Source organism: Neobacillus drentensis, from assembly GCF_036962765.1.
Taxonomy (GTDB): Bacteria; Bacillota; Bacilli; order Bacillales; family Cytobacillaceae; genus Neobacillus; species Neobacillus drentensis_C.
Map to the genome: position 1 here is coordinate 1 of NZ_JBALOS010000145.1, position 5,555 is coordinate 5,555.

General features: G+C 40.2%; 5 protein-coding genes and 1 pseudogene. 1 reads left to right on the top strand and 5 read right to left on the bottom strand.

Annotated features, from left to right (window positions below; genetic code table 11):
- The 4 genes from V7137_RS18100 to V7137_RS18115 form a co-directional block, all read right to left on the bottom strand.
- A partial coding sequence (locus V7137_RS18100) for a DUF2306 domain-containing protein (RefSeq protein ID WP_335699388.1) occupies nucleotides 1–637 on the bottom strand: 637 nt, incomplete at its 3' end.
- A 96-nt stretch (nucleotides 638–733) separates the two neighbouring features.
- Nucleotides 734–1,255 carry a hypothetical protein gene (locus V7137_RS18105; RefSeq protein WP_335699389.1) on the bottom strand — a complete coding sequence of 174 codons (522 nt, stop codon included), beginning with the start codon at nucleotides 1,253–1,255 and terminating at the stop codon, nucleotides 734–736.
- Nucleotides 1,256–1,421: 166 nt separating this feature from the next.
- Nucleotides 1,422–2,114, bottom strand: coding sequence for a response regulator transcription factor (locus tag V7137_RS18110; protein ID WP_335699390.1), 693 nt, complete (start codon nucleotides 2,112–2,114; stop codon nucleotides 1,422–1,424).
- Nucleotides 2,111–3,571, bottom strand: coding sequence for a HAMP domain-containing sensor histidine kinase (locus V7137_RS18115; protein WP_335699391.1), 1,461 nt, complete (start codon nucleotides 3,569–3,571; stop codon nucleotides 2,111–2,113). The genes V7137_RS18110 and V7137_RS18115 overlap by 4 nt, the downstream gene beginning before the upstream one ends.
- Nucleotides 3,572–3,742: 171 nt before the next feature.
- Here V7137_RS18115 and guaC point away from each other — a divergent pair, with 171 nt between their 5' ends.
- The gene (gene guaC / locus V7137_RS18120; protein WP_335699392.1) at nucleotides 3,743–4,723 is read left to right on the top strand and encodes a GMP reductase; all 981 of its coding nucleotides are present in this window, start codon (nucleotides 3,743–3,745) and stop codon (nucleotides 4,721–4,723) included.
- Between the two features lie 279 nt (nucleotides 4,724–5,002).
- On the opposite strand, the pseudogene V7137_RS18125 reads toward guaC, so the two are convergent.
- Nucleotides 5,003–5,555, bottom strand: a pseudogene (locus V7137_RS18125) (MFS transporter); the annotation flags it as partial.

Here is a 5,555-nt window from a genome sequence, read left to right on the forward strand (position 1 = left end):
CACCTTTACTAACATCTTTACGAAGGATTCCCCACTCTACGACTATGAAATTTACTATCAACCCTACCCATATATTAGCATTGAGTACTTCCTCGATCATTTTCTCTCTCCCGCTTGGAAGGGAGAAGCCGTTTATTGTGTAATAGGTTAACAGTAAAATTGGTACTACTATTCGGCCGCTTACTGCCACCAACGTGATGCCGAAACTACGAATCATCCAGTTACGATGTTCTGCAAATTGCTTTCTTACTGCCGTACGATATCCTTTCCAGCAGGTAAAAAGCCAGATAAGCGATAAGACCAGAAAAGAAGCAGCTTTCGAGAAATTTTCAATATAAGGAACATATATTAGACCAAGCAATCCGCTTATTAATACACTGCACATGTACACTCTTCCGAGTAAGCGGTGGACTTTAGGTGTTTTGATTCGAATAAGATCCAAGAATTGAAAAAAACCAGATAGTAACGCGACACAAGCCGTTACAATATGAGCCATTAACATGGGAAATTGCAGACCGCTGGATGTGATCGATACACGGCTATTGTCAGGATCTAATGTTACATAAGGTGCAACAAAAGGAATTATTACTCCAATGGAGATAATGAATAATACCCACCAACTTTTTTTAGGTTTCACTACCTACACACTCCTGATTATTCAATTGAATCATTTTTATATTATCCCCTTTTCCCTTACCTATTTTGTTGATCATGTCTTTGCTCCCCTTCATCTTTAAGCATGTTTCGATGCTTTTTTCATTTTTCGCTGACCCCATGGTTTAAACACTGAAATCACAAACATTAAAACAAGAGAAATAATCTGAAGGATAATGCCCATCCAGAGCTGCCACTTGTTTACTGTGAACGCTGGATCCAATAGAGCGTGTAGCCCTCCCTTAGACGTCAGCGTCACTGCTTTTAGGGTTAAAGTATACATAGCAAAGGGACCCAATAAAATTGAGAGAATCGTCAACCCTTCTTTGACAATAATCCAGTAAAATCTGAACAATCCCCATTGCGTCCATACAGATAGTAATATACCTGTCACCACTGTGCCTATCGTTGATGCACGAACTGATGTCTTGGAAAGTACATGCATAATGGTATAACAAGCCTTAAGCACACCAGCATCATTCGTATTGGCAGCGGTTATACTCAGAATCAGAAAAACAATAGATACCCCAAACATGATCGCAGCGAATAATAAATGTAAGATGATCAGCCATTTTCTCTGGGTAAGATTCAGTTTCCTCATCCCTTTCACCCCTTGTCTCTAAAATATTTCCGTTTTTAATGATAATAGGCATGTCTAAAAGGACTCTAAATGAAATATAAAAAAAGTATAAAAATGACCAGTTCATTCTCTAGAATATAAAAACGACCTTACCAACATGTGATTAGGTCGCTCAAACTTCCTTCCACTAACCATTAAAACGATATCCCACGCCCCAAATCGTCTCAATATATTGCGGCTTAGATGGGTTCGTTTCAATTTTTTCACGCAATTTGCCAATAAACACCGTCACCGTGGCATGGTCCCCCATAGAATCCAGGCCCCAGATTTTTTCAAACAACTCATCTTTTCTGAACACCCGGTTCGGATGAATAGCCAAAAATAGTAACAAGTCAAACTCTTTCGAAGTAAACGGGATTTCCATTTCATTTACGAACACTTTTCGAGATACCTTATCAATACGGATACCCCGATTTCGAATTTCGTCTTTTTGTCTCGCGAAGTTATCGGTCATTAACCGATCATAACGGGCCAGATGCGCCTTGACTCGGGCCACTAGCTCGCCGACACTGAAGGGCTTGGTTATATAATCATCGGCACCTAGGCCGAGGCCGCGAATTTTATCGATTTCTTCTCTCTTGGCCGATACCATTAAAATAGGGATGTTTTTTGCTTGTCGAACCTTCCGGCAAATTTCAAATCCATCCGTATTTGGGAGCATGAGATCGAGAATGATCAAATCATATTCCTCTTCCACGGCCTTTTTCAGACCTAGATCCCCGCTTGTCGCAAGATCCACCTCAAAGCCGCTTGCTTCCAAATAATCTTTTTCCACTTCCACAATGACTTGATCGTCCTCGATAATCAGAATTCGTTTCACTCTTGTTCACCCTCATGATTGATCTTTGGCAGCGTAAAATAAACGCTGGTCCCTTCCCCTATTTGACTTTCAGCCCAAACGTTCCCACCATGCCCTTCCACAATCTGTTTGACAATAGCAAGACCGATGCCTGTCCCTCCCGTATTTGCATTCCTCGATGGATCTGCCCGGTAAAAACGATTGAAAATATGGAGGAGTTCCTCCCTGTTAATTCCTGGTCCATTATCCTGAATGCGGACCGTAGCTTTTGCCTCGTCGTCGAACAATTGTACTCTAATTTCCTTCTGTGCCTTGTTCATGTATTTTAAACTGTTGTCGATAATATTCATGATGACCCTGCTCAGCTTTTCATGGTCCCCCATAATGAGAACCTGTCTGTCGCTGCCAGAAGAGAACGTCATCTTGATTTCCTCCATACGCGGGTCAAGCCGTAATTCTTCTATATAATTTCGTAAATAGGCATGAATGTCCAGAGGCTCTAGATGAAATGGCAGTCGTCTTAGATCAAGCTTGGAATACAACATCAATTCGTCAATCAAATGATCCATATCATCTGCTTTTTTGGCAATCATATTCATATATTTATCTCTTTTCGAAACCTTATCTGCGATCCCATCTTGAATGCCTTGAACGCAAGCTTTAATACCGGTAATCGGCGTTTTCAAGTCATGTGAAATATTAGAAATTAGTTCTTTCCGATTTTCTTCATACTGGAGTTGAAGATGAATCGACTCGTTCAAGCGTGCACGCATTTCTTCAAAGGAGGCCCCCAATTCTCCAAATTCATCATTGCGGTCCAACTTCACCTTATGATCCAGATTCCCCTTTTTAATTTGTTCTGCAGCATGTTTTAACGTATACAAAGGTTTGATGAAACTGCGGGAAACTAAAAAGGTCAGAACACCATTTGTAAGTACAATGACGAGAAGCAGTGACAATCCCAGCAGCGGGAAAAACTTCTTTGCTTCCTTGTAAAACGGTTTTAAGTCAGAAAGTACATATACAGAACCAGAAGTATGATTGCTTAAAGAGATATCGTACTTTTCCACTGAAAAGCGACTTTTCCCCCAATAATTTTGTGTCTGACTCGTTTGCATATCCTGGATCTCAGTATTTAGATCAAGACTGCTCACAAAAGGAGAAGAGTAGCTTACTCGATTATTTTTCATCACCACAAGTCCTGAATGAACACGATCCAATTGTTCGTCCGTGCCCTTCAAAAACTCGTTGTCGTTGAATCGGTTAGGGTCTGTTTGTGCCATAAACTTCACGCCAGCAATCAAATCCCGGCGTTGATTAGCGGTCTCCCAAAAGGCAGGTATTCCCTCCCCGTCCCCGGTTCCTGCCATATCCTTATAAAAAGCAGAAACAAGAGTTGTAGCAATCAAGGCGAACAACACGATGGGAATTAAGGTCATGGCCATATAGGATAGCAGCAGTCTCGTCTTAATAGACATGGGCAAATCTCCTTAAAGCTATTTTTCGAAGAGAATAAATCTGCCTTCAGTTATTTATCATAACCACGAATGATAAACCGCTTCTAAACCAATTCTAAAAAAAGTATAAAGATTATTGATCGGAGGGTTTGTCGACCTATTACGATTGGTTCATATCTAAGGAGGACAATTATGGAAAATGTGTTTGATTACGAAGATATCCAATTGATTCCGGCAAAAAGCATCGTAAATAGCCGCTCTGAGTGTGATACGACTGTTTCGTTTGGCGGACAAACATTTAAGCTGCCTGTGGTGCCAGCAAACATGCAGACGATTATTGATGAAAAGATTGCCATTTATTTGGCGGAAAATGGCTACTTTTATATTATGCATCGCTTTGAACCAAATAAGCGTAGATCTTTTATTAAAGAGATGCAGTCACGCGGATTAATTGCTTCGATTAGTGTGGGAGTTAAAGAGGAAGAGTACCGATTCATCCAGCAATTAGCCGAAGAACAGATTTCACCTGAATTTATAACCATTGATATCGCACATGGACATTCCAATGCTGTCATTCAGATGATTCAGCATATTAAGAAATACATACCCGCCAGTTTCGTCATTGCAGGAAATGTCGGGACCCCAGAAGCTGTCCGTGAGTTAGAACATGCAGGCGCAGATGCTACTAAAGTAGGGATCGGACCCGGTAAGGTATGTATTACCAAGATTAAGACTGGATTCGGGACCGGCGGTTGGCAACTAGCTGCCCTGCGGTGGTGTGCAAAAGCAGCAAGCAAGCCGATTATTGCCGACGGAGGGATCCGCACACATGGTGATATCGCCAAGTCCATTCGTTTCGGTGCCACGATGGTTATGATTGGCTCTTTATTTGCAGGACATGAGGAGTCTCCAGGAGAAACGATCGAAAAAGATGGAAAACTCTTTAAAGAATACTTTGGTTCTGCCTCGGAATATCAAAAAGGCGAAAGAAAAAATGTAGAAGGCAAGCGCATTTTAGTGGGTCATAAGGGTTCGTTAGTGGATACGCTTAAAGAAATGGAGCAAGACCTTCAATCCTCCATTTCCTATGCAGGCGGTACCAAGTTGGAAGCAATTCGCTATGTAGATTATGTAGTAGTTAAGAATTCTATCTTTAACGGGGATATTTATTAAGATAAAAAGCAGAATGATGAACTAATCATTCTGCTTTTTTAAATCTGATAGAAATAAGAAGGTCATTGAATTTCATAAAGGGTTCCATCATGTGGACAATCATTCTAGACTGGCTGATAACATTCCACATGACTAGAGTGTATGTGGTAACACATGAGGTGCTGATGAGCTATAGTAAAAGTAAATACACACTAAACCACTTCAAAAAAACCATGTCGATTAACTAGCCAATTTGTGTAAACAAAATGCAAAGATAACGATTTAAGACTCCCAATTTGATCAAGCCCGCTTTTGTGCCACAAAACCTTGGTTGACTATCTTTTTAAAATTTAAGAAACGTGATAATCCAAATGTTGTAATACTTGCAAACACAACACTTAACGCACTGAACCATGTAATGGAAGATAATGATATTTGCCCCACAATTACTCCACCTAAACCTGCACCAACCGCAAAACCTAATTGCATCATCGATTGGTTCAGACCTAGCAATACATCTGAGGATTCAGGTGATATCGTTGCTAAATTATATTGTTGAGTTGCACCTGATGACCATCCAGCAAATGACCAGACTGTCAATATAATAACTACTGCAATAATTGAGTGCGATATGAATGAAAGCACGATTAAAGATGTTACGTTTACAAGTAACCCTCTTTTTAATGTAAAAATTACGCCTCTTTTATCTGCACTTAAGCCACCTAGTTTAGAACCAAATAAGCTTACAACTCCAAGAACAAGTAAAGTAATGCTTAAAAGATGATCACTCATACCTACAGTATTTAAAAGGAATGGAGATAAATAAGTAAAAATAATTCCGTACCCTGTCATT

Excerpts from the sequence above, each read along its gene's own strand:
- V7137_RS18105 (WP_335699389.1), bottom strand. The coding sequence starts at position 1,255 with ATGAGGAAACTGAATCTTACCCAGAGAAAATGGCTGATCATCTTACAT.
- guaC (WP_335699392.1), top strand. The coding sequence starts at position 3,743 with ATGGAAAATGTGTTTGATTACGAAGATATCCAATTGATTCCGGCAAAA.
- V7137_RS18115 (WP_335699391.1), bottom strand. The coding sequence starts at position 3,571 with ATGTCTATTAAGACGAGACTGCTGCTATCCTATATGGCCATGACCTTA.